Annotated in this window: 29 protein-coding genes; 9 read left to right on the top strand and 20 right to left on the bottom strand. The window is 54.1% G+C overall.

The window, feature by feature from the left end; genetic code table 11:
• Positions 1-45 precede the first annotated feature (45 nt).
• Positions 46-498 carry an MmcB family DNA repair protein gene (locus tag QBD29_RS06925; protein WP_280100567.1) on the top strand — a complete coding sequence of 151 codons (453 nt, stop codon included), beginning with the start codon at positions 46-48 and terminating at the stop codon, positions 496-498.
• 61 nt (positions 499-559) lie between these two features.
• Here the strand turns inward: QBD29_RS06925 and QBD29_RS06920 are convergent, their stop codons facing one another.
• Complete coding sequence (locus QBD29_RS06920) at positions 560-2,203, bottom strand: FAD-binding dehydrogenase (protein WP_280100566.1); 1,644 nt, start codon at positions 2,201-2,203, stop codon at positions 560-562.
• A 228-nt stretch (positions 2,204-2,431) separates the two neighbouring features.
• Between QBD29_RS06920 and QBD29_RS06915 the strand changes: the two genes are divergently transcribed.
• Together QBD29_RS06915 and QBD29_RS06910 are read left to right on the top strand one after the other, a co-directional pair.
• On the top strand, positions 2,432-2,953 hold the full coding sequence (locus tag QBD29_RS06915; protein WP_280100565.1) for an RNA polymerase sigma factor: 522 nt from the start codon (positions 2,432-2,434) through the stop codon (positions 2,951-2,953).
• Positions 2,950-3,726: a hypothetical protein gene (locus tag QBD29_RS06910; RefSeq protein ID WP_280100564.1), complete on the top strand. Its 777-nt coding sequence runs from the start codon at positions 2,950-2,952 to the stop codon at positions 3,724-3,726. Before QBD29_RS06915 ends, QBD29_RS06910 begins: the two co-directional genes overlap by 4 nt.
• A 51-nt stretch (positions 3,727-3,777) precedes the next feature.
• Here the strand turns inward: QBD29_RS06910 and QBD29_RS06905 are convergent, their stop codons facing one another.
• The 14 genes from QBD29_RS06905 to QBD29_RS06840 all read right to left on the bottom strand — a co-directional run bounded on the left by QBD29_RS06905 (position 3,778) and on the right by QBD29_RS06840 (position 13,364).
• Positions 3,778-4,557, bottom strand: coding sequence for a succinate dehydrogenase iron-sulfur subunit (locus tag QBD29_RS06905; protein WP_280100563.1), 780 nt, complete (start codon positions 4,555-4,557; stop codon positions 3,778-3,780).
• Between the two features lie 13 nt (positions 4,558-4,570).
• On the bottom strand, positions 4,571-4,897 hold the full coding sequence (locus QBD29_RS06900; RefSeq protein WP_280100562.1) for a succinate dehydrogenase: 327 nt from the start codon (positions 4,895-4,897) through the stop codon (positions 4,571-4,573).
• On the bottom strand, positions 4,894-5,694 hold the full coding sequence (locus tag QBD29_RS06895; RefSeq protein WP_280100561.1) for a hypothetical protein: 801 nt from the start codon (positions 5,692-5,694) through the stop codon (positions 4,894-4,896). The genes QBD29_RS06900 and QBD29_RS06895 overlap by 4 nt, the downstream gene beginning before the upstream one ends.
• A gap of 8 nt (positions 5,695-5,702) precedes the next feature.
• Complete coding sequence (locus tag QBD29_RS06890; RefSeq protein WP_280100560.1) at positions 5,703-5,996, bottom strand: hypothetical protein; 294 nt, start codon at positions 5,994-5,996, stop codon at positions 5,703-5,705.
• Positions 5,996-6,289 carry a hypothetical protein gene (locus tag QBD29_RS06885; protein WP_280100559.1) on the bottom strand — a complete coding sequence of 98 codons (294 nt, stop codon included), beginning with the start codon at positions 6,287-6,289 and terminating at the stop codon, positions 5,996-5,998. Before QBD29_RS06885 ends, QBD29_RS06890 begins: the two co-directional genes overlap by 1 nt.
• Positions 6,290-6,300: 11 nt before the next feature.
• Positions 6,301-6,597 (bottom strand): hypothetical protein, encoded by a 297-nt coding sequence (locus QBD29_RS06880; protein WP_280100558.1) that lies wholly within the window; start codon positions 6,595-6,597, stop codon positions 6,301-6,303.
• 62 nt (positions 6,598-6,659) lie between these two features.
• The gene (gene sdhA / locus QBD29_RS06875) at positions 6,660-8,465 is read right to left on the bottom strand and encodes a succinate dehydrogenase flavoprotein subunit (protein ID WP_280100557.1); all 1,806 of its coding nucleotides are present in this window, start codon (positions 8,463-8,465) and stop codon (positions 6,660-6,662) included.
• 15 nt (positions 8,466-8,480) lie between these two features.
• Positions 8,481-8,861, bottom strand: coding sequence for a succinate dehydrogenase, hydrophobic membrane anchor protein (gene sdhD / locus QBD29_RS06870; RefSeq protein ID WP_280100556.1), 381 nt, complete (start codon positions 8,859-8,861; stop codon positions 8,481-8,483).
• A gap of 13 nt (positions 8,862-8,874) precedes the next feature.
• Positions 8,875-9,261 (bottom strand): succinate dehydrogenase, cytochrome b556 subunit, encoded by a 387-nt coding sequence (gene sdhC / locus QBD29_RS06865; protein ID WP_280100555.1) that lies wholly within the window; start codon positions 9,259-9,261, stop codon positions 8,875-8,877.
• 170 nt (positions 9,262-9,431) lie between these two features.
• Positions 9,432-10,541 carry a cupin domain-containing protein gene (locus tag QBD29_RS06860; RefSeq protein ID WP_280100554.1) on the bottom strand — a complete coding sequence of 370 codons (1,110 nt, stop codon included), beginning with the start codon at positions 10,539-10,541 and terminating at the stop codon, positions 9,432-9,434.
• Positions 10,542-10,672: 131 nt separating this feature from the next.
• The gene (locus QBD29_RS06855; RefSeq protein WP_280100553.1) at positions 10,673-11,707 is read right to left on the bottom strand and encodes a MaoC family dehydratase; all 1,035 of its coding nucleotides are present in this window, start codon (positions 11,705-11,707) and stop codon (positions 10,673-10,675) included.
• Positions 11,707-11,910 (bottom strand): DUF1737 domain-containing protein, encoded by a 204-nt coding sequence (locus QBD29_RS06850; protein ID WP_280100552.1) that lies wholly within the window; start codon positions 11,908-11,910, stop codon positions 11,707-11,709. The genes QBD29_RS06855 and QBD29_RS06850 overlap by 1 nt, the downstream gene beginning before the upstream one ends.
• Complete coding sequence (locus QBD29_RS06845) at positions 11,907-12,479, bottom strand: NnrU family protein (protein ID WP_280100551.1); 573 nt, start codon at positions 12,477-12,479, stop codon at positions 11,907-11,909. The genes QBD29_RS06850 and QBD29_RS06845 overlap by 4 nt, the downstream gene beginning before the upstream one ends.
• Positions 12,480-12,488: 9 nt before the next feature.
• Positions 12,489-13,364, bottom strand: coding sequence for a CoA ester lyase (locus tag QBD29_RS06840; protein ID WP_280100550.1), 876 nt, complete (start codon positions 13,362-13,364; stop codon positions 12,489-12,491).
• Between the two features lie 332 nt (positions 13,365-13,696).
• Between QBD29_RS06840 and QBD29_RS06835 the strand changes: the two genes are divergently transcribed.
• Together QBD29_RS06835 and mdh are read left to right on the top strand one after the other, a co-directional pair.
• A complete protein-coding gene (locus QBD29_RS06835; RefSeq protein ID WP_280100549.1) occupies positions 13,697-14,011 on the top strand; it encodes a hypothetical protein in 315 nt (104 codons plus the stop codon).
• Positions 14,012-14,339: 328 nt separating this feature from the next.
• A complete protein-coding gene (gene mdh, locus QBD29_RS06830) occupies positions 14,340-15,302 on the top strand; it encodes a malate dehydrogenase (RefSeq protein ID WP_280100548.1) in 963 nt (320 codons plus the stop codon).
• An 89-nt stretch (positions 15,303-15,391) separates the two neighbouring features.
• Here mdh and QBD29_RS06825 read toward each other — a convergent pair whose 3' ends face one another.
• Together QBD29_RS06825 and upp are read right to left on the bottom strand one after the other, a co-directional pair.
• Positions 15,392-16,246: a carbon-nitrogen hydrolase family protein gene (locus QBD29_RS06825; RefSeq protein ID WP_280100547.1), complete on the bottom strand. Its 855-nt coding sequence runs from the start codon at positions 16,244-16,246 to the stop codon at positions 15,392-15,394.
• Positions 16,247-16,305: 59 nt separating this feature from the next.
• Positions 16,306-16,935, bottom strand: a complete 630-nt coding sequence (gene upp, locus QBD29_RS06820; RefSeq protein WP_280100546.1) for a uracil phosphoribosyltransferase — start codon at positions 16,933-16,935, stop codon at positions 16,306-16,308.
• A gap of 160 nt (positions 16,936-17,095) precedes the next feature.
• On the opposite strand from upp, the gene QBD29_RS06815 reads away from it, so the two are divergent.
• A complete protein-coding gene (locus tag QBD29_RS06815) occupies positions 17,096-19,507 on the top strand; it encodes an FAD-dependent oxidoreductase (protein WP_280100545.1) in 2,412 nt (803 codons plus the stop codon).
• Between the two features lie 18 nt (positions 19,508-19,525).
• Here the strand turns inward: QBD29_RS06815 and QBD29_RS06810 are convergent, their stop codons facing one another.
• The 3 genes from QBD29_RS06810 to QBD29_RS06800 all read right to left on the bottom strand — a co-directional run bounded on the left by QBD29_RS06810 (position 19,526) and on the right by QBD29_RS06800 (position 23,414).
• Positions 19,526-19,714 carry a hypothetical protein gene (locus tag QBD29_RS06810; protein ID WP_280100544.1) on the bottom strand — a complete coding sequence of 63 codons (189 nt, stop codon included), beginning with the start codon at positions 19,712-19,714 and terminating at the stop codon, positions 19,526-19,528.
• 82 nt (positions 19,715-19,796) lie between these two features.
• The gene (locus QBD29_RS06805) at positions 19,797-21,065 is read right to left on the bottom strand and encodes an alpha/beta hydrolase (RefSeq protein ID WP_280100543.1); all 1,269 of its coding nucleotides are present in this window, start codon (positions 21,063-21,065) and stop codon (positions 19,797-19,799) included.
• Between the two features lie 144 nt (positions 21,066-21,209).
• On the bottom strand, positions 21,210-23,414 hold the full coding sequence (locus tag QBD29_RS06800; RefSeq protein WP_280100542.1) for an NADP-dependent isocitrate dehydrogenase: 2,205 nt from the start codon (positions 23,412-23,414) through the stop codon (positions 21,210-21,212).
• 283 nt (positions 23,415-23,697) lie between these two features.
• Between QBD29_RS06800 and QBD29_RS06795 the strand changes: the two genes are divergently transcribed.
• Genes QBD29_RS06795 through QBD29_RS06785 form a run of 3 tightly spaced genes read left to right on the top strand, consistent with a single transcriptional unit; the run spans position 23,698 to position 26,467 of the window.
• The gene (locus QBD29_RS06795; RefSeq protein WP_280100541.1) at positions 23,698-24,840 is read left to right on the top strand and encodes a gamma-butyrobetaine dioxygenase; all 1,143 of its coding nucleotides are present in this window, start codon (positions 23,698-23,700) and stop codon (positions 24,838-24,840) included.
• Positions 24,837-25,427, top strand: a complete 591-nt coding sequence (locus tag QBD29_RS06790; RefSeq protein ID WP_280100540.1) for an HD domain-containing protein — start codon at positions 24,837-24,839, stop codon at positions 25,425-25,427. Before QBD29_RS06795 ends, QBD29_RS06790 begins: the two co-directional genes overlap by 4 nt.
• Before the next feature lie 59 nt (positions 25,428-25,486).
• Positions 25,487-26,467 carry a membrane dipeptidase gene (locus QBD29_RS06785; RefSeq protein ID WP_280100539.1) on the top strand — a complete coding sequence of 327 codons (981 nt, stop codon included), beginning with the start codon at positions 25,487-25,489 and terminating at the stop codon, positions 26,465-26,467.
• The last annotated feature ends 5 nt before the right edge of the window (positions 26,468-26,472 follow it).

Genomic DNA, 26,472 nt, shown 5'->3' with positions numbered 1-26,472 from the left:
CAGCTGGGCTTGACGATATGTTCACTTTTTGTTCATACTTTGGTTATGGATTCTTTACCCCCTTTGCAAGCTGGTCAATTGATCGCCCGTGGCACTGCACGACATTTGCGTCAGCACAATTTTATCTGCCTAGAGGAATTTGTGCCCACGTCTGGCTTGCGTGTGGACTTGATGGCACTGGGGCCGAAATCGGAAATCTGGGTGGTAGAATGCAAATCCAGCCGCGCCGATTTCATGTCAGACAATAAATGGCAGGGGTATCTGGACTGGTGTGATCGATTTTTCTGGGCTGTGCCTCCTGATTTTCCGACGGAATTACTCCCTCAGGATACGGGTCTGATCATCGCGGATGCCTATGACGCAGAGATTATCCGCCCTGCCCCAGAACATAAATTGGCAGCTGCGCGGCGCAAAAAGATGCTGTTGAAGTTTGCCCGCAATGCTGCGGATCGGCTGCGCGGGTATGTGGACCCGCGGCCAAGCAAGATTTATCGGTAAATGAATTCTGAACGCCGACACGTCCATTTGGACGTGTCGGCGTTAAAGGTTTGTTCATGGTTTAGGCGTTTTCGCCCGCGATTTTGCCCGAGAAGATACAACCGCCCAAAAACGTCCCTTCGAGCGCGTTATAGCCGTGATAGCCGCCGCCGCCAAAGCCGCAAACTTCCCCCGCAGCATAGATGCCTTCGATCACTTCGCCCTTATCATCGAGCAGTTGGGATTTGAGGTTGGTATGCAATCCACCAAGAGATTTTCGGGTCAGCACGTTCAGGCGCACCGCGATCAATGGCCCCGCTGTCGGGTCCAAAATCTCATGCGGTTTGGCGGTGCGGATCAACTTATCTCCGCGATAATTCCGTGCGCCGTGGATGGCCGTGACTTGCGCATCTTTGGTGAAAGTATTGGTCATTTCCCGATCCCGCGCAACAATCTGATCACGGATATGATCCAGATTGAGCGGCGTATCAGGGGTGATTTGGTTCATGCCCTCGACCAATTGTTCCAACGTGTCGCGCACCACGAAATCTTCGCCATGTTTTTTGAAGGCTTCGACGGGTGCCGTGGCCCCTTTGCCAAGACGGGATTTCAGCACCTCAATCCATTTGCCAGAGGTGAAATCGGGGTTTTGTTCAGATCCTGACAGGGCGAATTCTTTTTCGATGATCTTTTGGGTAAGAATAAACCAGCTGTGTTCATGGCCAGTAGACAGGATGCGTTTGAGCGTGCCAAGCGTGTCAAACCCGGGCAGGTAAGGAGCTTCCATCCGATTGCCGAGCGCATCAAACCACAAAGATGACGGACCAGGCAGGATGCGAATGCCGTGGTTGGGCCAGATCGGATCCCAGTTTTGCACCCCTTCGCAGTAATGCCACATGCGGTCTTCGTTGATCGTGCCTCCGCCCGCGGCTTTGGTCAGGCGTTGCATTTGACCATCCACATAGTCAGGCACACCCGCCACCATACGTTTGGGCGCGGGGCCAAGACGATCTGTGGGCCACAGCTTGCGCACCTCGTCATGATCGCCGCCAATGCCGCCTGAAGTGATGACAATGCTTTCTGCGCTGGCGGTGAAATCGCCGACAACGGTACGCGATGTAGATTGACCCCGTTCTGCATTGGTGGGTTCCAGTATTTCACCCGTGACGGTTTTTTCTTTTAAATCAATGCCCGTGACGCGGTGGCGGAAACCAAATTCAACTTGCCCCTTGCTGGCCGCTTCGCGCACCAAGCGTTCAAATGGGGCCACAACACCCGGGCCAGTGCCCCATGTCAGATGGAAGCGTGGGACCGAATTGCCGTGCCCGTGAGCCATGCCCCCGCCCCGTTCCGCCCAGCCCACAACGGGGAACCAGCGCATGCCGATGCTATGTAACCAAGGGCGCATTTCCCCTGCTGCAAAATCGAGATAAGCATCGGCAAAGGCTTTGGGATTAGCATCCTCTGCGCGGTCAAATTGTGCTGATCCGTACCAGTCTTGTTTTGCAAGCGCGTGGCTGTCTTGGATTTTCATGCGCCGCTGTTCAGGCGTGTCGATCATGCACAGACCACCCAGTGACCAAAACGCCTGCCCACCCAAAGATTGTTCGCCTTCTTGATCAAGGATCATAACTTTACGGCCCCGCTCTGCCGCTTTGTGGGCCGCCACAAGCCCAGCGAGCCCGCCGCCAATGATCAAGACATCTGTTTTGTAAGTTTGGATCATCTGTGCCTCCGACATTTGCAAAACGCTATCGCGAGGGGCACGGAAAAACCAGCCATTGCAGAGGTTTTGGACGCAACGGCATGAATTTCCATAACATTCGGGTGATGATGCTTTGACTTTTGGGGAAAGACCCCGAAAACTGCACAGTTGAACCTCTGATACACTTTTTCGCGGCTTTACATCAAAGCACCATCGACCCTTTAACACTGCAAAGGACAATTTTATTCGATGCTTCGACTTTCAGACCATGAAAAAACTGTGCGCGATGGGCTGCCTGCAATTTATCCCCGCCTTTGGCGCTATTGCGTTTCATTGGCCGGCAATCGCGATACTGGGGGAGATTTGGCACAAGCGGCTATGGTCAAAGCCATTGAAAAGGCAGATCAATTTCAGGCGGGCACCCATTTAGACCGCTGGGTTTTTCGGATTGCGCAGCGCACATGGCTGAACGACTTACGGGCAAACGCCGTGCGGCGCGGTGGGGGTTTGGTTCCCGTTGAAGATTTTGACCTGATTGATGAAAAACCGTCCACAGAAACGAATATTTTGGCTGCTGAGGTGTTACGTTTTGTGATGGCCCTTCCCGAAGCACAGCGCGTTACCGTGGTGTTGGTTTATGTTGAAGGGTATAGTTACAAGGAAGCCGCGGAGATGTTAGAGATTCCGATCGGCACAATCATGAGCCGTCTTGCCGCGGCCCGAAAGACAATCGCAGCGCGAACCTCGGACATCGAGGGAGAGAAAACATGACAGATGCACCGCATTTCACAGACGAAGACCTTACGGCGTTTTTAGACGGCGAAGCGGATGATGCGCTGGTCAAAGCGATTGAAACGGCGCTCGGGTCTGACCCTGCGCTGAACGATCGTTTGGCGGCTCTTGATGTCCCAATGGGTGCTTTGAAGTCTGGGCTCGACGCATTTATGGACCAAGCCCCTGCGATGCCGTTAATCGATGTTCCAACGATCAACCCTGCCGTGGAACCGAATATTGTGGCCATGGCCCCTGCGCGGCGCTGGGGTGGCTTGGCGGCTGCGGCTGCGGTGGTTTTTGCCTTTGGGCTTGGTGCGTTTGGCGGGTATTCCATTGATAAACAAGAAAAACCATTGAGTTGGATGCAAGCGGCGGCCAGTTATCAGGCGCTTTATGTGCCGACGACTTTGGCGATTGCCTCTCCAGATGCGGCCAGCGGGCAGGCCCAATTGGCCAATGTGTCAGATGTTGTGGGACAAGACCTGACGGGCGTACAAGCCATTGACGGGCTTGATTTTAAACGTGCGCAGGTTTTGGGTTACAACGGCAAACCGCTGATCCAAATCGCCTATGTGAATGGCGCAGGGGAACCAATGGCGCTGTGTGTGATTAAATTGGACTCCGCCACAGAGGAAGCAGTCGAAACCCGAACCATGAACGGTTTGGCTGCGGCGAGTTGGAAAGCGGATGGATATGCTTATCTGCTGATCGGTGGCAGCGATCAGGCCGCCGTTCAGTCATGGGCCGAGGCAGCAAAAACCAGTATTTAAACAAAAAAGGCGCCGCAGATGCGACGCCTTTTATCGTTGCGTTTGAACGTCTTACATGGTGCGTTCGACCATCATCTTCTTGATTTCTGCAATCGCTTTGGCAGGATTCAATCCCTTGGGGCAGGTCTGTGCGCAGTTCATGATGGTGTGACAGCGGTATAGTTTGAACGGATCGTGCAGATCATCCAAACGCTCGCCCGTGGCTTCATCCCGTGAATCGATGATCCAACGGTAAGCGTGCAAGAGCGCCGCTGGGCCGAGGTATTTGTCACCATTCCACCAGTAAGATGGGCAAGATGCGGAGCAGGACGCACACATCACGCATTCATACAGACCGTCGAGCTTCTTGCGATCCTCAATCGACTGACGCCATTCTTTTTGCGGGCGGTTGGTTTTGGTTTCAAGCCACGGCATGATGGAGGCGTGCTGGGCATAGAAATGCGTTAAGTCTGGGATCAGGTCCTTAACCACAGGCATGTGTGGCAGGGGATAGATTTTCACCTCACCCTTTACTTCGTCCATGCCGTAGATACAGGCCAGCGTATTGATGCCGTCGATGTTCATGGCGCACGATCCGCAAATGCCTTCGCGACAGGAGCGGCGGAAGGTGAGTGTTGGATCAATTTCGTTTTTGATCTTGATCAGCGCATCCAGAACCATCGGGCCACAGGTGTCCATATCCACGTGATAAGTGTCCACGCGCGGGTTTTCACCCGTATCAGGGTTAAAGCGATAAATCTTGAACACGCGCACGTTTGTCGCGCCTTCTGGTTTGGGCCATGTTTTCCCGACAGTCATGCGAGAGTTCTTTGGAAGTGCGAGTTCTACCATAGTTTTATTCCCTTTAGCCCAGCAATTTCAGGCTGTTTTTGGCGATGCACGCCGCTGTTTCAGGTCTTTGGCTGATACCGACCACAGTATCGACCGTATCTTGTTGAATGCCAACAACCGAGGCTTTGGCAATGGTCAGAATTTCACTCACCGATGCGTTGTCGATGATGCAGTCTGTGATGGGCGCAGCGTTCACGCCCGGAAACCGCGTTTCAACCACTTGGTTGACCACGGTTTTGGCGGTATCGCGTGTGCCTTTGGTCACGGCTTCTTGGGCGGTGTCACAAGAGGCTGTTACGAGGACAAGCGCCGCCGCGATGAGTGTTTTGGGGGCCATCATGTGAACGCGTCCGGATTTTTGAGCATTTTGCGGCGCACGATATCAAGACCGTTGTCGTGCATATGGGAGCGGTTCAATTCGAGCATGAAACCGAGCGCGCCCGGAGACAGGCTTTCGTTGCGGCCCACGGGTTTATTCAAGTTGCGCAGTGTTTCATCGTCAAATCCTGCGAGCTGGAGAATATAGCCGCCAATAGGCAAGTCATCGGCTGCATCCTGTTTCATATCGCGAAAATGCACATCGGATTCAACAACGCTGGAAAGGCGTTCGTGATGGTCCTGCCAATCCGTTGAAAACGGGGCGTTGGCCACCCAAGTGTCAAAGTCCGCACGGCAACGCAGCTGTTTAACCACTTGATTATAGGCGCTTTTAAACCAGCCATCAAAGTCGCGTGTATAAAACACAAATTCACAAGTGGCGGGTGCGCAGGCCTTTTCCAGAATGGGCAGAATGGCGGCGGCCATGTCGATCATGCCACCTTTGTCGTCATAAAGTTCAAGGCCGATGATGTTTTCATCAGACACCACACCACAGGTGCGTTCTGCATCACGGATGACCGCGCGAATGTCTTGTGCGGCCTGTTCCAGCGCCTTTTTCGTTTTGGCATTGGGGTCAGCCCAAAAGGCCAAACCTGCCTCTTGCACCGCGCGGGTCCATTTGCGTTTGGGAAACACGGCAATTTCTTCGCTCAATTGGTCGTAATTGCGGCGCAGAATGGATTGGAAACTGGTGGTTCCCGTTTTCTGGAACCCCATGTGCCAAATGATTTTGATGTTCTTGTACGCCGCCTTTGCCATTCTGTGTTTTATCCAAATGCTGGCAATTTAGGGATGGATGTGGGACGCCGTTTCGCGTTGGCAAAGAAACACCGTTTGTAAAAGTCGGTGACCATGAAGCTGTCTGGCAGTTCGGCTTGTAGGCCCACTTGCACAACCCCGTTTTCATCCGCAATCAACAAGGGTTTGTTTGCATATCGTTCAGCCTGTTGGGTGCAATGCACCTCCGCTTCGGCCGCGGACATGCGTGGGGTTCCTGTTGGCTGCGGTTCGCAGGCCATCAGACCGACGGACAAGGGGATGAGTGCCAGTGCAACACGCATCAAAACGCATCCCGCAGCAAAGTCAGAATGGAATCGCGGTATTTCACCTTAGCCGTGGGATATTGCCCAGAATTGGCATACACGCAGGCGCGGTACTGTGTTTGCACTTTGTAATCGGGTGGGCTGTCTGCGAAGGGCCCATAGGGTTTGCGGCCATATTGAATGGCGCGATCTGTGCATTTTTGAACGGCTTGGTCCAACGTGAGTTGATTTCGGGCCTCAACCGCGACGGGCAATAAACCGAGTGCCAAAGTTAGCGTTGCTGCGCCTTTTAGGATTCGAGATGATTTCATTCTTCTGCTCCTTATTTTTTGACAACGATACCGATGCGGGCGGACCCAGATATGGTAATGCCTGATTTGCGTTCAGTGGGCGGGTATTTACCAGACTTGGCAAACACACAGCTGCGGAAATGGGATTTGCCACGCGCATGTTGGATGGGGTCTGTTCCGCCATCCATCACTTCGTTTTGGTCCCATCTGGCCTGGTCCTTGCATTGTGCAATGGCCGCTGAAACGGGGATTTTCTGCGCAGCAAGCGGTGCCGTTGCAAAGGACACACCCAAGCCAAGGGCAAGAAAAGTAAGCGATTTTTTAATCATCTGTCCTTCTTTCTCACGCTTGAGCGTGTGTGTTTCACCCTATCTTAGCGAACCAAGCGCGATTAGTAGACACGTGCCTTTGGTGCGATCTTTTTCAGCTCGATTCCGCCGTCCTTTTCTGCGGTCAGAGGATCGATGTGAACATCTCGGTACGTCAGCTTTACCTTGTTTCCATCCACACGAGCGAGCGTGTGTTTGCGCCACTTTTTATCGTCGCGATCTGGGTAATCTTCGTGTGCGTGTGCGCCACGACTTTCTTTGCGGGCTTCCGCCCCTGCAATGGTGGCCAACGCATTTGGCATCAGGTTTTGCAGTTCCAGCGTTTCCATTAGGTCTGTGTTCCAAACCATGGAGCGGTCTGTGACAGAGATGTCATCAAGTTTGGCTGCAACACCTTTCATCTTTTCGAGGCCTTCTGCCAACGTTTTATCGGTGCGGAACACTGCTGCATCTGCCTGCATGTTTTTTTGCATTTCCAAGCGCAGGTCAGCCGTTGTTGTGCTGCCTGATGCGTTGCGGGTTGCATCAAAACGATCCATCGCGGCCTCAACGCTTGCCATGTTCAGGTCGCGGTTTGCGGATTTTGGATCAACGATTTCACCCGCTTTGATCGCGGCTGCGCGGCCAAACACCACAAGGTCGATGAGCGAGTTGGAGCCAAGACGGTTTGCCCCATGAACGGAGGCACAGCCTGCTTCGCCCACAGCCATCAGGCCCGGGAAAATCTTGTCGTGGTCTTTTGCCGTTGGATCGAGCACCTCGCCCCAATAGTTTGTTGGAATGCCGCCCATATTGTAATGCACAGTTGGCAGCACAGGGATCGGCTCTTTGGTCACGTCCACACCCGCAAAGATACGCGCGGATTCGGAAATACCAGGCAGACGTTCGGCCAAGGCTTCGGGTGGCAGGTGGTTGAGGTGCAGGTGGATGTGATCCCCTTCAGCCCCAATTCCGCGCCCTTCGCGGATTTCCATGGTCATACAGCGGGATACAACATCACGGGATGCGAGGTCTTTGTACGTTGGCGCATAGCGTTCCATGAAACGTTCGCCTTCGGAGTTGGTGAGATAGCCCCCTTCCCCACGTGCCCCTTCGGTAATCAAACAGCCTGAGCCGTAAATACCTGTGGGGTGGAATTGCACGAATTCCATGTCTTGCAGCGGCAAGCCCTGACGGGCCACCATGCCTCCGCCGTCACCTGTGCAGGTGTGCGCGGATGTGGCGCTGAAATAGGCGCGGCCATAGCCACCCGTGGCCAGAACAACCATTTTTGCGTTGAACCGATGGATTGTGCCGTCGTCGAGTTTCCAGCAGATCACACCTTGGCATTCGCCATCGTCGGTCATGATCAGATCAAGCGCGAAGTATTCGATAAAGAATTCCGCGTTGTTTTTCAGGGATTGGCCGTACAGCGTGTGCAGGATCGCGTGACCTGTCCGGTCTGCAGCGGCGCAGGTGCGTTGTACGGGCGGGCCTTCGCCAAATTCGGTGGTGTGGCCGCCAAATGGGCGTTGGTAAATCTTGCCCTCTTCGGTGCGTGAAAACGGCACCCCGTAGTGATCAAGCTCGTAAACCGCCTTTGGGGCTTCACGCGCCAGATATTCCATCGCATCTGTGTCGCCGAGCCAATCGGAACCTTTGACCGTGTCATATAGGTGCCATTGCCAATTGTCTGGACCCATGTTCGACAGGGACGCCGCGATGCCCCCTTGGGCCGCAACAGTGTGAGACCGTGTTGGGAACACCTTGGAGATACAGGCGGTTTTCAGACCCTGTTCGGCCATGCCAAGCGTGGCACGCAGCCCAGCGCCACCAGCGCCGACAACAACAACATCATAAGTGTGATCTACATATTCGTAAGCGGACATTTATTCAGTCTCCGATCAGCCAGCAAAGGCGATTTTGGCAACGGCAAACGCACCAGCGGCACCGAAGAAATAACAGGTCAAACGTGTTGTCACCAACAGGATCGGCAAAGTTGCCTTCCCATGCACATAGTCCACGATGATTTCTTTCAACCCGTCAGCCAGATGTTTGAACGCGATCAACAGGAACAGGATCACAACGATGGCTTTGAATGGGTTCTGAAAAGCAGCCACTACGGTTGCGTGATCTTCGCCAATCAGTGGAGCCACAAAGCAGAGGAACAGGATGGTTAGCGGGATAAGCGCCACAGACAACACGCGGGATGACCACCACTCATGTACACCTTCGCGTGCGGAGCCGAGCCCCATAACGCGACCAAGGTCAGTTTTGTAAGACATATCTAAAGTCCCCTTAAACGATGCAGATCAGGCTGAGCGCGGTCAGCACGAAGCTGCCAATCAGCACGATCCATCCGGTCATGTTTACGGTTTTGATTTCATAGCCGAGCCCGAAATCCATGAACAAATGGCGCAAGCCACCCAAGAAGTGGAACCAGAGCGCCCAGAGCGAGCCCACAAGGATCAAAAGGCCAAACCAAGAGGTGAGAAAGCCGTTCACTGTGGCGTAGTAATCAGCCCCAGACGCCGCGGCCATAAGCCACCACACAATCAGGATCGCTGCCAGCGCCATACCAGCACCTGTGATCCTGTTCATAATCGACACCAGCATCGTTATCGCCATGCGATAGATCGATAGGTGGGGTGAGAGCGGGCGATTGCCGCGGTTCACATCTGCCATACGGTCCCTCTTTGGTCAGCTTGTCAGCGATTGTGTACCAATAAATAGGGCCACTGCCCAGAGAAACGCGTAATATTTTGCAATCACAAAAGCGCAAATCGTCGCGATTTTCTGGAAATTGCATCATTTGTGATCACGCCGAAAAAATACGTGATCACAAAACTCATGCTTTACACCTCGACGGTTTCAAACCGCCCTGGGAGGGATACTTCGAGCAGTTCCAAATCTGGCGAGCATTCGCTGTAGGTGGTGGTGAAATGGGGCGGCACAACAAATGCGTCACCTGGGGCAAGTTTGCGAGGGGGGTCGCCTTGGCCCGTAAGGGTCATTTCCCCTTCGAGCACGAAGGTAAACAGGATGTCGCTGTCGTGCTGTGTGGGTTTGGGTATCTGGCCGTTGAACCGCGCCACCTGTACGCTTGCGACCCCTTGTGTTCCATCACAAATGCCTGTGTCTCGGTGATCGAACCCCGCGATGCGCCAAGGGTGCCAAGATGCGTCTTTCAATTGGTGGCGCACGAATTTCTGACCCGAGAATACGCGATCAGGGTTCACCGTGTCATTGGGCAGCTGCATGTCGTGTTCAATGGTGGTTTCGTGATCTGCGGGCACGCCGATTTCCACTACTTCCACGTTGTCGGAAGCTTCTAACACGCGGTGGCGGATTTCTGGGGGTTGAATGACACAATCGCCCGCATTCAGGATGAACTCTGGCCCCTGATCTTCGTATACCAGCCGCACCCAACCGCGATAGCAATAGATCAGCTGAAACCCAATCGTGTGGTAATGCACCATGTCGGGTACAGGGCCACCATCGGGGATGCGAATATGGCTGGCGATGATGGAACCGCCCAGACGATCTGGCACCAAATCACGATAAAGCATCCCTGCCCGCCCGATCACCCATGGGGCTTCGTCCGCGAGGCGCCGCACGGCAAAGGCATGTTGTGTTTCTGGTTGGAACACGGGCGGGTTATGCTGAAATGCGATAACTGTGTTGCCCGAAGGCGTTTTGAAGTCTGTTTGACCTTGGGCCAGAAGACTCGGATCCGTACAGGCAAAGCGCAATGCCACAGGGGCCGCATCTGCATCCCGATCCAGCCGCAGCCGCACGCCGTGCCCTGATAGAATGGCAACCGCTGGATCATCTGCGGGGAATATCTTATCCAGACGAAAGCCCAGCGCCTTTTGAAAATAGGGCATTTCAATACGAATATCATCACACGGCACGAGGATTTCGGCGGTGACAATTTGGGTCGGATCAACGATGGGGTCAGTCATACGCGCATGTGATCGCAATTCGGCGCACAGGGCAAGGGATGGATGCCTGCGGCGCGGATATTTTGAAAACAAAAAGATGCAAAGGAGGCGCGCGCTTTTACACCTTTTTGTTTCTTAAATATCCAAAGCGCTTAACTCGGCATCAACACCCAATAGTCGAGGTCCAGAAGCACCTCTGGCAGATAGCGGCCATCTTCGCCACGCAGTTCCATGTTTGCGCTGTCCCCTTTGGTGGCCACAAGGCGTAAGCGCAGGGCTGTGACGCCGGGGGCGTCTGTATCCGCTTTGTCCAAAACTTCGGACCACGCGCGAACCGTATCGCCTGAAAGGCAAGGGTTTACATGTGCGCCTGCGTTGATGCCTGCAATCATTTGCGCATTGGCAAGGCCGTTAAAAGACAACGTCCGCGCCATGGAAATAACATGACCGCCATAGATAAGGCGTGTGCCATCGGGGCGTGCGGAGGTGTCAAAATGCACTTTGGCGGTGTTCTGCCACAGGCGTGTGGCGATCATATGTTCGGCTTCTTCGATTGTGACGCCGTCCACGTGGTTGATCTTTTCACCCACGTTGTAGTCGGCGGCGCGGTGCGGTTCCCCTGCCAGTGCGAAATCGTATTTGGTGAAATCGAGCCCTGCTGGGATCGTGAGATCTTGCGGATCAATCACGCTCGCCAATTCTGGGATCACGGTTTCTGGGGCGGGCGCGTCCATATCCTGTTTGCGCACCATGACCCAGCGTTTGTAGTCGATGACCACATCGTCGTTTTGATTGAAGCCTTTAGAATGCACCCAAACCACGCCAGATTTGCCATTGGAGTTTTGTTTCAGGCCGATGACTTTGGATGTGGTGCGCAGGGTATCCCCTGCGTAGATGGGTTTGAGGAACTTCCCTTCGGCATAGCCAAGATTGGCCAGCGCGTTCAGCGATACATCAGGGACGGTTTTACCAAACACCACGTGAAAGCCTGCCAGATCATCAAGGGGGGCCGTTGGCAATCCAGAGGCTTTGGCAAATTCATCAGAGGAATAGAGCGCATGGCGTGCGGGATAAAGCGCGTGATACAGCGCCCGTTCACCGCCTGAAACCGTACGAGGCACGGCATGTTGGATGGTTTCGCCGACGGTGTAGTCTTCGAAAAAGCGGCCCGGATTGGTTTTGACCATTATACTTGTCCCAACTTCATATCTTTAGAGTATTCAACATCAGCTTCTTTGGTGACAGCCTGAGCGCAGCGCATTACGCCGTTGGCTCCATCAAAGGCATAAGAGGGTGAGCCGTGCAGCGACCAGCCTTTGGACAGAGCTTCGGTCACGCGGTGGCAAAATTGCGATGTGTCGTCTTCGGTAATCAGGCGGTAAACGATCATGGATATGTCCCCAAGAATGGATTGCGGCCTAGCCAGATGTGGATGGCAGCGATGATGGTAAAGAGAACGAGGCCAATAATGATAAGGCGAATGTCGCCTGAAATTGGCCCAGCGGTGGGGCGGTCCCAAACGGGGACAGCGCGATTGATTAAAGCCATTTGCACCAGCGCCCAAAGCGCCATGCCCCCAAACAGAACCACAGACGCCAGATCGCCGTTCACCAGTAAATGCGCCCCCGCCCAAACGATGACGCCCATCAACATGGGATGGCGAAACCATGAGCGCATTTTGCCTTTGGAGCTGCCCATGCCGAGCAACATAACCGAGAACAGCATCAGGAGGTTATTTAAGTGGCCTATGCCGGCAATAGGTGTGTAGACATGCAGGTTTTCCGCAGCGCGGTAGCCCAGCACCATCATCACAATGGAGGCTACGAGCAAAAGCGCGATCACGCCTTTTGCGGGGCCCTGCCCCATCGTTGCATCCAAAGCCGCGCGCGTATTCGGCGACAGGCGTTTCCAGAAATGAACGAGCGTCCAAACGCCCAAACCAATCAGCAGCAGTGTCATAGAGTCCCCTTAGTTTTCAGAGGCAGCGATTGCCTCGGCTTTGGCAAGCAAAGCACGAGCGGAAACGATGTGCAAATTCTCAACAATTTGACCATCAAGCACCGCAATACCCTTGCCAGAGGCTTCTGCTTCTTCAAAGGCGGCCATTTGACGTTTGGCCAGATCAATTTCACCCTTGGAGGGGCGATAAATGTCGTTCGCCACATAAAGCTGATCTGGGTGAATAAGCGATTTACCGTCAAATCCGATATTGCGGCCCTGCATACAGGAAATACGTAAGCCGTCTTGGTCGCGGAACGCGTTATGGACCCCGTCCACACAGACCAAACCATAAGCGCGGGCGGCCAGCAGGCACATGCCCATCGACGTGATTAAGGCTTCGCGGTCTTGGGTGTGTTTGGCGAACAGGTCTTTGATCAGGTCGTTAGACCCCAGCACCATACCCTTCATGCGTTTGGAGGCACTGGCGATGTCTTGGGCGTTCAGGATGGACAGTGGACTTTCCATCATGGCCCAAATGGCGGTGTTTTTGCACTTTGGGTGATCATCCAAAATGGCTTCGAGCTTTTTCACATCTGCGCCAGAGTTCACTTTGGGCAAGAGGATGGCTTCTGGGCTGGCGTCCATGATGACGTTCAGATCGTCCATGCACCAATCCGTTTCAAATCCGTTGACCCGCACCATCAAAGCGCGGTTTCCGTAATCAAGGTCACGCAACGCATCTGCAACGTATGTGCGGGCATCTGCTTTCATATCAACGGCCACCGCATCTTCTAGATCGAAGATGATGCCGTCCGTTGCCAGGGTTTGTGCTTTTTCCAATGCGCGGGTTTTAGACCCTGGAATGTACAAAAGCGAACGGAAGGGGCGGTTGGTCGGATCCATGATGCGGCCTTATCTTTGGTGTTGATCGGTTGCGCATAGGATCAAACACAGATGGCGCCAAAGCGCAACGTTGCGCGGGCGATATCGTTGCGGAAATTTTGCACATTGCCTGATGGATACGGCCCTGACGCGCAGAGCGGTCGTGGCGTTAACCATTTTTTGGGGAGTTCGTGACAGGCTGGTCACACATCGCCATGGGTGACGAAGGCCGGCTGGTTGGCCGCCTTTACACAATCGGAAGCAGACCTTTGGCGCAACTGTTCACGATGTGAGCGCAGATCTTTTGACCGATGGCCGGTCTCGCCACCTCGTCTTTTAGACGGAGAAAACCGATGCAAAATCTATTCTTTGCACTTTCCTTGGGCTTTGGCGGTGTCATTCTGGCCACGCAAGCAGCCCAAGCTCAACAGGCCAGCTGCGCAGAGCGCGCCCGCGTGATTGAGCGGTTGGAAACAAAATACGGTGAATCCCGCCAGTCTGTGGGATTGTCGGCAAACAACGGGGTGGTGGAAACATATGCCAATGCCGAGAGCGGTACATGGACCATAGTAATCACATTGCCCAATGGCATGACCTGTCTGATGGCGGCAGGCAATGCCTATGAACCTGTTGAAGCGGCTGTTGTTCACAAGGGCGACAAAGCCTAGGTCTACGCGGTTGTTTTGTTTCGCATGGGATGAACGGGAGTCCTAGTACCCCCAGCAAGACGCAAAATCCGAAAACACCGCGCGGGACACTTTCGCGGTGTTTTTGGGTGATTCCTCATTTTGTGACGTAATTGTATGCAATTGCATACTATATTACAGCCAAACCTGTCTGCCAAATTTCACAGTACAGCGGGGAAAAGGCTTTGGGTTCAAAGGCTTGTTGAATTCGGGTTCAGCACAACCACGCCGACTGTCTGAAATGCGCCTTGCCCTGCTACGGCTTTGGGGGTAGCAAGCGGGCGAGTTTCACATGACAGGAGTTGAAGACATGGCAAGAGCGAAAATTGCTTTGATCGGTGCAGGCCAAATCGGTGGCACATTGGCCCATTTGGCAGCGTTGAAAGAACTGGGCGATGTTGTTTTGTTCGATATCGCAGACGGCACGCCGCAGGGCAAAGCATTGGACATCGCAGAAAGCGCACCCGTTGACGGGTTTGACGCCGCTATGTCAGGCACAACAGATTACGCAGATATCGCAGACGCGGATGTGTGTATCGTAACCGCAGGTGTGGCGCGTAAGCCAGGCATGAGCCGTGATGATCTGCTCGGCATCAACCTGAAAGTTATGAAATCTGTTGGCGAAGGTATCGCCAAGCACGCGCCAAATGCGTTTGTGATCTGTATCACAAACCCGCTTGATGCGATGGTTTGGGCGTTGCGTGAATTTTCTGGCATGCCAAAGAACAAAATCTGCGGCATGGCGGGCATTTTGGACAGCGCGCGGTTCCGCCACTTCCTTGCCGATGAATTTGAAGTGTCTGTGAAAGACGTCACGGCCTTTGTTTTGGGCGGTCATGGGGACACTATGGTTCCGCTGACACGCTATTCCACAGTGGCTGGTATCCCATTGCCTGACATGGTGAAGATGGGCTGGACCACACAGGAAAAACTCGACGCGATCGTACAGCGCACCCGTGATGGTGGCGCGGAAATCGTTGGCTTGTTGAAAACTGGGTCTGCGTTCTATGCGCCAGCTGCATCCGCCATTGAAATGGCCGAAGCCTATCTGAAAGACCAAAAGCGCGTGCTGCCGTGTGCGGCAAATGTGGACGGTGCCTATGGTTTGGACGGCATGTATGTGGGCGTTCCAACCGTTATCGGCGCAGGCGGTATCGAAAAAGTTGTAGAGATCGAGTTGAACAAAGACGAAAAAGCCATGTTCGACAAATCTGTGGATGCGGTCAAAGGGTTGGTTGCAGCCTGTAAAGAGATCGATTCCACACTGGCCTAAGCCCAGTTTGCGTTAGAATTGAAAAGCCCCGCTGTTTGGCGGGGCTTTTTCTTTGGATATTTTTGGCCAGAAGAAGTGTGGGGCTGTTTTTATTCTGCAGCGGTGCTCACAGGCTCATTTTGCGAGAGCGTGTAAGGGCGGTCGTGTTGCAGGCTCGCGATGCGTTTGCGCGTGGCGGCCACCAAATCAAGGTCGATTGTGGCCATGGAAACGCCAGCGGCATCGCCTCCGTCTGCTAAAACTTCACCCCAAGGGTTTACGATCAGCGAGTGACCATAGCTGGCCCCGCCCCCATCCACCGCGCCATGGGCGCAAGGGGAAATCATGAAAGCGCCGTTTTCAATGGCGCGAGATCGGTTCAACACATGCCAGTGGGCCTGCCCGGTTGGGACGGCAAAGGCCGCAGGGCAAAACAGGATTTCGGCCCCGGCCTGTGCCAGATCGCGGTAGAGCTGCGCAAAGCGTAAATCATAGCAGATGGAATGACCTATACGGCCAAAGCGGGTGTTGGCCACGACCGCTTGATCGCCCGGTTCCACACGATCGCTTTCGCGGTAGATTTGCGTTTCGGACAGGTTCACATCAAAGAGGAAAATTTTGTCATAGCGGCTGAGGATTTCACCTGATTTATCGACATAAAGTCCACGGTTGTTGAACTTGGCCCCCTGCCCTGAGACCGCAACGGAGCCGATCAGGATATCCACGCCCTTTTTCGCTGCAAAGTCGCGAAGGCCGTTGATAACAGGGTGTTCCGCTTCGGAAGCGTGGGGCGGTGCGAAGGCGGCGCCATCGGTTTTGAGCCCGCCGCAATATTCGGGCAAGCACAACAGTTCCGCACCATCAGAGACTGCTTTTTGTGCAAGGGTCAGAGCCTCGTTCAAGGCCGTATCGAAGTCAGGCATTGGGCGCGTTTGCAGATTGGCAATGGTTACAGTGCGGGACATGGAAGGCTCCTTTAGGCACGAGTTTAGCGGCGGATTGGGTCCAAATGCAAATTTGGCGGTTATTTCGTGCCGTACATCCGATCCCCTGCATCGCCCAAGCCAGGTACGATATAGCCAAGATCGTTCAGTTTCTCATCCAAGGATGCGGTGACGATCTGCACATCAGGATGGGCGTCTTTCATGCGTGCGACCCCTTCAGGGGCGGCCAGCAGGCAGAGGAATTTGATGTTTGTTGCCCCTGCTTTTTTCAACAAATCAATGGCCGCCACAGAGGAATTGCCCGTGGCGAGCATGGGGTCAACCGCGATGACAACGCGTTCATTCATGCCTTCGGGCGCTTTAAAGTAATACTGCACGGGTTTGAGCGTTTCCTCGTCACGATACAGACCGACAAATCCAACACGCGCGGAGGGGATTAGTTCCAGAACGCCATCCAGCAAACCGTTGCCTGCCCGCAAGATGGACACAAGCGCGAGTTTTTTGCCGTCAAGCACAGGCGCATCCATCTTTTGAAGAGGCGTTTCGATTTCACGGGTTGTCATGGGCAAATCCCGTGTCACCTCATAGGCCAGAAGGTGGCTGATTTCGCGAAGGAGTTGGCGGAACTGGTTGGATGGCGTTTCCACGCGGCGCATGAGCGACAGTTTGTGTTGCACAAGCGGATGATGGACGACGGTCAGATGGGACATAGGGCAGCCTTTCAATTTATTGTCCCCCTTTTCCCATCCCTAGCGCAGTTTCACAAACAAAAACGCAAACCCTACAGAAAATCGAAAACAAGGGCGTTGCCTTGACGGGTTTGATCGGCTCGATGCAGATATCGGCAGGATTTTAGAAACGAGGTTCCCCATGAAAACCCACACACGCGCCGTTGTAATTGGCGGCGGCATTGCTGGCTGTTCTACGATTTACCATCTGACCCAAGAAGGTTGGACCGATGTGGTTTTGATCGAACGGGATGAGCTGACATCCGGGACCACGTGGCATTCAGCAGCACAGGTGACGAACTTTGGCATGAACCAGACGATGGTGGGGCTGAAAACGCATTCGATCAACCTTTACAATGACTTGGCGAATGATCCTGAGTATCCGATCAATTATCACCACGGGGATGGGGGTATTCGGTTGGCCAATACGCAGGCGCAGATGGATGGGTATGCGCAATTTGCGAGCATGGCCAAGGGCATGGATGTGAATTTCGAAGTAATTGATGCAAAGGAATGTGCGCGGCGTCATCCGTTGATTTCGACGGACAATCTGGTGGGGGGATTGTGGGATCCGCTCGATGGGGACATTGATCCTGCGCAATTGTGCCAAGCACTGGCGCGGCGCGCGCGCAAAGCAGGGGCGGAAGTGTATCGCCATACGCCGGTGATTGGGCTGACGCAGCACAAGGATGACAGTTGGACAGTCCACACAGAAAAGGGCGATATCACATGCGAAGTGGTTGTGAACGCAGGTGGGTATCGTGTGAACGAAGTGGGCGCGATGATGGGTGTGCATCACCCCGTGGCGTCGATGGAACATCAGTATTTTCTGACCGAAGAAATCCCTGCGATCCGCGATGCGGGCCATCGGATGCCCCTGCTGCGCTGTCCGATTTCGGATTATTACTGTCGTCAGGAAAAGAACGGCCTGTTGCTCGGGTTTTATGAGCAGGAGTGCAAAACATGGGGCATGGATGGAATTGATCCAAAGTTTGTGAATGCGCTGTGTCCAGATGATTTGGACCGTGTGACGGATGTGTTGGAAGGCGCGTTTGCGCGGATGCCTGCCCTGATGGAGGCGGGGATTCATACGGTTGTGAACGGGCCGATCACCTACACCATTGACGGTGCGCCTCTGGTGGGGCCGATCCCAGGCAAACGGAATGCGTTTTGCATCATTGGCTTGCGGGCCGGTGTGGGCGAAGGGGGTGGCCATGGTTGGCTGCTGGCCCAACAGATTGTGCATGGTGAAGCCTGTTACGACACGTGGTGCATTGATCCGCGCCGTTTCACTGGCCACGCCAATGTGGAACTGACCGCGCTGAAGGCGATTGAGGATTATCAGAACGAATTCCGTTTCCACTTCCCACATGAACATCGTCCTGCTGGGCGGCCTGCGAAAACCACGCCTTTGACGCCGATTTTGGCCGCTGAAGGCGCAGAATTTACGGTGGTGAATGGGTGGGAGCGGCTTGATTACATTCAGCCAAGTGCGGATTTTCACGAGACCCACGGGTTTTATTTCAACGAAGCCTTTGATGTGGTGGCCCGTGATGTAAAAGCTGTGCAGACGGGTGTTGGCCTGACAGAAGTGAATGGTTTCAACCGTTTTGCGTTGTCTGGGGATGACGTACGCGGGTTCATTGATCGGATGTTCTGTTCAAAAATGACGCAGAAAGCGGGCCGTGTGGGACTCGGGTATTTGTTGAACCACCACGGCAATATCAAAGGGGAGGCGACAATTGCGAACCTGCCTGATGGGCGCATTTGGTACGGGTCAGCGGCAGCATCAGAATATCACGATATGGATTGGCTAACGCAGAACATCGGTGCGGATGAAGATGTTGAGGTGCAAAGTCTGACGAACGATCACACGATCCTATTGCTGGCGGGGCCAAAATCGCGCGATGTGCTGGCTGCTGCATCCCGTGGGGATTGGTCGAAAGAGGCGTTTCCGTGGTTGTCTGTGCGGGAAGCGTTTATCGGCATCGCCCCTGCCATTGTCATGGCAGTGAGTTTTTCAGGGGAATTGGCCTATGAAATTCATATGCCCAACAACCAGCTTTATGCGGCCTACCTCGCGTTGCAAGCGGCGGGGACACCGCATGGGATTCACCTGTTTGGGGCCCGTGCGGTCGAATCTATGCGGCTTGAAAAAGGGTTTCGGCATTGGAAGGCGGATTTGATTACGGAGTTCAATCCGTTTGAATCGGATCTGGATCGTTTTGTGGATATGGGCAAAGAGTTCATCGGCAAAGACGCGTTGATGAAGATGCAGGCAGATGGGCCGCGGCAGAAATTTGTAACGATGACCATTGAGTGTTCAGATGCCCCTGCCCATCCTGGGGCAAGTGTTGTGAAAGACGGCAAGGTGGTTGGTACGATTACATCTGCCGATTGGGGACATCGCGTGGGTAAAAACATCGCTATGGCGTTTGTGAACCCCGACGTGACGGATGGACTGTCGGTGGAGGTGATAGGCGTGCCACAAGCGGCCACGATCATTGATGGGTCGTGTCTGTATGACCCAGACATGGCTTTGCCCAGATCGTAAAGCGCGTGTCGCGTGGGGTTAGCCCACGCGGCGTTCGTATTCTTCGAACATTTCTGCGATGGTTGCCGGGCTTTCACGCACATCGTACATGACGCCGCCGCCCAGAACGATCAACGCGCCAGAGCCTGTTGCGCCTGTGATAACCGCCTGTAGGGATTTCACGCCAACCATGATGGTTTTGCCGTTTTCGAGTGTGAGTTTGATCATTCTGCTTACCTCTGTGTTTTTGGAACATAGACCCCAAATCCCAAGGAATGGTCAACCCTTTGCACGGTTTAGGTTTGCCGTTCTAGGGGTCGGGGCGCTCTAACTCGAAAACTGTTTTTGGACGATCAAATGGATAACCAGCATGGAGGTTCCAGAAATTGCCTTTCTGGAACTCCAGCGGGCGTTCCTCGCCACCAGGAGGCAGCCCCGTGCGCAAAGAAATCACGATGTCAGAGAGCACATCGGGATTGTTGTGAAAGTAACTGTGGCTGTCGCGCCCGACCACGGCTTCTACGTTGATGATGTGGATGTTCGGAGCCCCTTCCAGCACGCGCCGTTCGATGCTGTCGAGGTCATCATAGGTTACACGCCCAACCCGCACGCCGCGGAACAAAAACTGTGCGATACCAAGCGCATAGTCGTTAGAGGACGTGTAAATCGTGACCTGTTTGAACGCATCGTTGAACCGTTCTGCCAAAAACCTTTGACCAAACACTTCGTAGTTAAGATCAGGGGCGGCAAGGATCAGCGTTTCGATTTTCAAAGACCGTTTCGGGTTCCGCCCTGCGGCCCGTTCCGCGATGATCAATTCACGTAAGGCCGAGGTCGTCAGCGCCGTGCCCTGACTGTGGGCGACGATGTTGATCTTTTTCACTTCGGGCATTTTTGCCAGCAGTGTGAGGAACTGTTTGAAGTGAAAGATCGAAAAAATGCTGCTTTCGCGATCACTGAAATACCCCACCAGCCCTGGAGTTGCGGCAGGCCAAGTGTAAACGATTGGAACGGCCTGACGCCCAGAAAAATGCCATAGGTTTGCAATGGTCCCTGCCCCACGAGAGAAATCATTGTTTACACCGTGGATGTACACCAAAACCTCACCATCTGGCGTGATGCGCAATGCTTGGCGGATTTCGCGCCGAAAGGCATCTTCGGCGGTGGCGTAACTGCGCGCAATGACAGGATCGGGGATCGTGCGCCCGCCCTTGGAAACGAACGGAATGGGTGTTGGGGGAAAGCGGACCAGCTCATCTGATGCAATCGCCCGCACAGGAACAACAGTTTTATGACGCAAAACAGAAAGCAATCGCAACTCGCCCCAGTCCAAGTCTTCGCCGAATTGCAGTTTTTGGCGGCCCAGCGCCATTGAGGCGGAACGCTCGTGCGAATAAGGAACCTTGGCTTTGATGTTTTCGGACGGTTCACGATCCGTCATATAGTAAATCGTTGGCTGCGTGGTTTTAAGCGCGTCTGGTAGGTTTTTGTCGGGGTATTGTGCAACAGGCAGCAAGACGTTTGGTGTTTCGGCCAACCGATTGTCTTGGCCACAAGAGACCAAAACAAAACACGTCATAAACATTAAAATTCGATGCAGCACGGGATGACTTTTCAAAAAGGAATCGCAAACCAAGCCTGAGCGTTTTCCCCATTCTTGGCAATACATACAAAAACGGGCGGCCTGAAAAGGACCGCCCGATTAATTCGAAGTTTCGGTGTGTTAGCCGATAATCGCGTTCAATGTTGCGCTTGGGCGCATCACCGCGTCGCGTTTGGCGGGAACAGCGTGGTAGTAGCCACCCGTGTCGGCAGGAGCCCCTTGAACAGCGGCCAGTTCAGCCAAGATTGCCCCTTCGCTATCGGCAAGGGCCTGTGCGATTGGAACGAATTCCGCAGCCAATTCGGCATCCAGCGTTTGTTGTGCCAAAGCGTCTGCCCAATACCGGGCAAACCAATAATGGCTGTCGCGGTTGTCAGGCTCGCCCACTTTGCGGCTGGGGGAGCGATCATTGTCAAGAATGCCTTGTGTTGCATCTTCGACCGCATCGCCAAGGATTTTCGCCCGCGCGTTGCCTTTGGTTTCGCCCAAGAACTTAAAGCTTTCGCCGAGCGCACAGAACTCGCCCAGGCTGTCCCAGCGCAGGTGGTTTTCCGATTGCAGCTGTTGCACATGCTTTGGTGCAGACCCGCCCGCGCCTGTTTCAAACAGGCCGCCGCCTTGCATCAATTTTACGATGGACAGCATTTTGGCAGATGTGGCCAATTCCAAGATTGGGAACAGATCAGTCAGGTAGTCGCGCAACACATTGCCAGTGATGGCAATGGTGTTTTCGCCTTTGGTGATGGTTTCAAGGGAGGCGCGGGTTGCCTCGCGTGGGGCCATGATTTCGAACTTATCTGCCACGCCTTTGGCTTCTAAGATTGGTTTCACATAGGCGATCAATTGCGCATCGTGTGCGCGGTTTTCATCGAGCCAGAAGATGGATCGGAACCCTGTCAAACGTTGCCGTTCAATGGCCAGATTGACCCAGTCTTCAATCGGGGCTTTGCGCGCAGAGGCAGAACGCCAGATATCCCCCTTTTGCACCTTATGTTCGTGCAGGACTGTGCCATCGGTCAGGATCATCTTCACAGTGCCATCTTCGGGAATTTCAAAGGTGGTTGGGTGGGAGCCGTATTCCTGCGCTTTTTGTGCCATCAGGCCGAGGTTTTGCACTGTGCCAGCGGTGGCCGGGTTCAGTTTGCCGTTGGCTTTGAAAAACTCGATGGCTTCGTCGTAGACGGGTGCGTAAGAGTTATCTGGGATCACACAAACGGTGTCTGCTTCTTCACCAGATGGGCCCCAGCCCTTGCCGCCATTGCGGATCAATGCGGGCATGGAGGCGTCGATGATAACGTCAGAGGGCACATGCAAGTTGGTAATGCCTGTGTCGGAATTCACCATATACATCGGGGGGCGCGTTGCCGTGACTGCGTCAATCGCGGCCATGATGTCTGCGTCGCTTTCAACACGTTCCAGCAATGTGCCGAGCCCTTGGTTCGGGTTCACGCCCAGTTCTGTCAATTTGTCGCCATGTGCTTCGAACACAGGGGCGAGCCATGCTTTGACCGCGTGACCAAAGATAATTGGGTCGGACACCTTCATCATCGTGGCCTTCATGTGCAGGGAAAACAGCACGCCTTCGGCCTTGGTCTTTTCAATTTCGGACGCCAGAAAGGCATCCAGCGCAGCAGCACCCATGAATGTGGCATCCACGACCGTACCAGCAGGATAGGATACCGCGTCTTTCAAGACGGTTTCACCAGAGGCTGTTTCCAAAACGATTTTAGCCGTGGCCTCGCTTGCCAAGGTGGCAGATGTTTCGTTGGAAAAGAAATCATTGCCGTCCATGGACGCCACACGCGTTTTGCTGTTTGCGGACCAATCACCCATACGGTGAGGGTTGTTTTGCGCAAATTTCTTTACCGCGGTGGCGGCACGACGATCAGAGTTGCCTTCGCGCAGCACAGGGTTCACCGCAGACCCTTTGAGCGTGTCATAGCGTGCGCGGATTTCTTTTTCGGCGTCTGTGGACGGTGTTTCTGGGTAATCTGGAATCGCGAAGCCCTGTGATTGCAGCTCTTCTACTGCAGCCACCAATTGGGGCACGGATGCAGAGATGTTTGGCAGTTTGATCACATTGGCATCTGGTGTTTTCACCAATTCGCCCAGTTCTGCCAAATCATCAGAAATGCGCTGATCCTCTTGCAGGAAATCGGGGAATTTTGACAGGATGCGCCCCGCAAGCGAGATGTCTTTGGTCCCAACAGACACGCCCGCCGCAGCGGCGAAACGTTGAATAATCGGCAACAGCGACGCGCTGGCCAATTCTGGGGCCTCGTCCACCTTTGTGTATACGATATCGGGGGTGTTTGCGTCTGCCATCCTGTGTCCTTCTCTGGGTTATGCGCTGGCGTGGGGCGGCTGTGTGCTTTGAGGCAACCGCGCCGCGCCAAGTCTGCGAAGATTCGCGAATTTGCCCTGTCTCTAACGTATGTTTTCAGGCTTGAAAAGAGCATTGTATACAAATGTATACCGATTGTGATGAACGGTTACAGCTCGCAAAGGCACAGGCCATGTCGCAAACAGGCATAGTAGGATGTCGGTAACAGACAGGCCAGCGCATTGGCGTGTCATAGTCTTTTGGTATAGCTGCACAGAGGATACCATGGTCGATACAGTCACAGTTTCTGCAAAAGGCGATTACCTAACGGTTCAGTTTGGCGATGGCGCGCAGCATCGGTTTCACGCCATTTGGCTGCGTGACAATGCCCTGGACCCAGAAACGCGGTCTGCGGGCAATGGGCAAAGGTTGATCACGTTGAGCGATATTCCTGCGGATGTGCAGATAACCATGGCTTCGGCCAGCAAAGACGGGATTGAAGTGACCTTCGCGCCCGAAGGCAAAACCGTGCAATTCCCAGCCGAGTGGCTGCGCGACAATGCGTATGATCGCGATTGCGGCGATGACTTTGCCCTGCCCCAGCATGTTGAAACATGGGATAAATCCTTGCAATCCGATGTGCCTGTCGGGCATTTGCCTGATCTGCAAAGCAATCGCGGGGCGTTGCAGTCATGGTTGGCCCATGTGCGTCGATACGGGTTTGCCAAGCTGACCGGGGGCGCGGCGGAAAGCGGCGCATTGCTGCAAGTGGCAGAACTGTTTGGCTATATCCGCGAAACGAACTACGGCAAATGGTTTGAGGTGCGCACAGAAGTGAACCCAACCAATCTGGCCTTTACCGGGCTGGGCCTGCAAGCGCATACGGACAATCCCTATCGTGATCCTGTGCCCACGTTGCAAATCCTGTATTGCCTTGAAAATTCTGCAGAGGGGGGAGAGTCCATGGTTGTGGATGGATTTCGCGCCGCCGAACGGCTGCGCGAGGCCAATCCTTCGGGCTTTGATCTGTTGTCAGGCTATCCCGCGCGGTTTGAATACGCGGGCGAAGATGGTGTGTGCCTGCAATCGCGCCGCCCGATGATTGAATTGTCCCCCGATGGGCAGATCGTGGGCGTGCGGTTTAACAACCGATCCGCTGCGCCCATCGTGGATGTGCCGTTTGAACAGATGCAGGCGTATTATGCCGCCTATCGCCAGTTTGCGGAAATCATCGACGATCCTGATATGGCGGTGAGTTTCAAGCTGGAACCAGGGGAGAGCTTCATCGTGGACAACACCCGTGTGATGCACGCGCGTTTGGGGTATTCGGGCGAAGGCAGCCGATGGTTGCAGGGATGTTATGCCGATAAAGATGGCCTGCTATCGACGCTTGCTGCCATGGAGCGGCGGGTGGAGGCCGCCCAATGAGCCGCCCTGACGTGAGCCAGTTGAGCGCAGACACTATCGTGGATTTCCTTGGCGATATTTTTGAACGGCGCGGGGCAGAAAGTTACCTTGGCGAAGACGTGACCATGTCCCAACACATGTTGCAGGGCGCACAACTGGCCGAGCAAGCCAGCGCAGGGGATGCGATTATCGCAGCGGCCTTGCTGCATGATATCGGCCATTACACCAACGAGTTTCCTGATGACGCGCTGGAACAGGGGATCGACAATCACCATGACGAAGCGGGCGCGGCCGTGCTTGCGCCGTTCTTTCCAAGCATTGTTACGGATTGCGTGCGCCACCATGTTGCGGCGAAACGGTATCTTTGCTCAACCGATGTTGAATATTTTAGCAAACTGTCCGATGCGAGCGTTCACACACTGAACCTGCAAGGGGGGCCAATGAGCGAGGCCGAAGTGGCGGAATTTGCTAAAAATCCCAATCTGGACAATATCTTACGGGTGCGTATCTGGGATGATTTGGGCAAAGATCCTGCGGTTTCTACGCCTGATTTCTGGCACTATGCTCCGATATTGCAACGGGTCGTGGACGCGCATACCCGCGCATAACTTATTTACAGAGCGAGGCGCAATCGGCACAACAGGATGAATATATTCTGGAGCCTGCCATGCCCTTTCTTATCGACGGTCTGCAATATGCCAACTGGTCTGAAAAAGTTTTTCGCCAAATGCGCGAAGGCGGTGTCGATGCCGTGCATGTGACCATTTCTTATCACGAGAATTTCCGTGAAACCGTGTTGAACATGGAACAATGGAATCGCTGGTTTCAGCAGTACCCTGACCTGATCTTTAAGGGTTTGTGGGGATCGGATGTTGAACTGGCACGCAAAACAGGCCGCACAGCGATCTTTTTTGGGTTTCAAAACCCTGCCCCGATTGAAGACGACATTGATCTGGTGGAAATCCTGCACACGCTGGGTGCGCGATTTATGCAGCTGACCTATAACAACCAATCCCTGCTCGCCACTGGCTGTTACGAAGCCGAAGACCCGGGCATCACTCGTATGGGCAAACAGGTTATCAAGGAAATGAACCGCGTGGGTCTGGTTGTGGATATGTCCCATTCGGCAGATCGGTCCACCATTGAGGCGGCTGATATTTCAGAGCGACCCATCGTTGTATCTCATGCCAATCCCCATGAATGGCAACCCGCCCTGCGTAACAAACGCGAAGAGGTGATCCGCGCGGTGACAGAAAACGGCGGGATGCTCGGCTTTTCCATGTATCCGCATCATTTGAAGGGCAAAGGCGATTGCAGCTTGCAAGAGTTTTGCGAAATGATCGCGCGCACGGCGGAAAAATACGGAGCGGAGCATCTGGGGCTGGGATCAGACCTGTGTCAAGATCAGCCTGACAGCGTGGTTGAATGGATGCGCGTGGGTCGCTGGTCCAAGGAAATCGACTATGGCGAAGGCAGCAAAGACAACGCAGGCTTTCCGCCAATGCCAAGCTGGTTCAACGACAACCGCGATTTTGGCAACATTCGTGACGGGTTAAAGGCCACAGGCATGAACACCGCCGAAGTTGACGGAATCATGGGGGACAACTGGCACCGCTTTTTCTGTGAAAACTTCGCCCCGAAAAACTAGAGAGG

This window comes from Amylibacter sp. IMCC11727, assembly GCF_029854195.1.
Classification (GTDB): Bacteria; Pseudomonadota; Alphaproteobacteria; order Rhodobacterales; family Rhodobacteraceae; genus Amylibacter.
This window is presented reverse-complemented; position numbering and strand designations above follow the sequence as displayed.